The sequence below is a fragment of the Vibrio sp. YT-19(2023) genome, from assembly GCF_033337395.1.
Map to the genome: position 1 here is coordinate 1 of NZ_JAWOQN010000489.1, position 703 is coordinate 703.

The window sequence follows — 703 nt, forward strand, 5'->3', positions numbered from 1 at the left end:
GCGAGATTTATACAATAGAATTTGGCATGAGATTGGATTGCTTTTAGTCAGCCTCTTATAGCCTAAAGTCTTTGAGTGACTAGATGACATATCATGTAAGTTGCTGATAGGTTTCCAGTTTTCCGCTCCTAGGTCTGCATATTGTACTTTTCCTCTTACTCGACTTAACCAGTACCAACCCAGCTTCTCAACGGATTTATACCATGGCACTTTAAAGCCAGCATCACTGACAATGAGCGGTGTGGTGTTACTCGGTAGAATGCTCGCAAGGTCGGCTAGAAATTGGTCATGAGCTTTCTTTGAACATTGCTCTGAAAGCGGGAACGCTTTCTCATAAAGAGTAACAGAACGACCGTGTAGTGCGACTGAAGCTCGCAATACCATAAGCCGTTTTTGCTCACGGATATCAGACCAGTCAACAAGTACAATGGGCATCGTATTGCCCGAACAGATAAAGCTAGCATGCCAACGGTATACAGCGAGTCGCTCTTTGTGGAGGTGACGATTACCTAACAATCGGTCGATTCGTTTGATGTTATGTTTTGTTCTCGCTTTGGTTGGCAGGTTACGGCCAAGTTCGGTAAGAGTGAGAGTTTTACAGTCAAGTAAGGCGTGGCAAGCCAACGTTAAGCTGTTGAGTCGTTTTAAGTGTAATTCGGGGCAGAATTGGTAAAGAGAGTCGTGTAAAATATCGAGTTCGCAC

At 44.2% G+C, this 703-nt stretch carries 1 pseudogene; it reads right to left on the reverse strand.

Features of this window, described 5'->3' with window-relative positions:
* Positions 1–703, reverse strand: a pseudogene (locus R7E78_RS26695) (IS4-like element ISVsa5 family transposase); the annotation flags it as partial.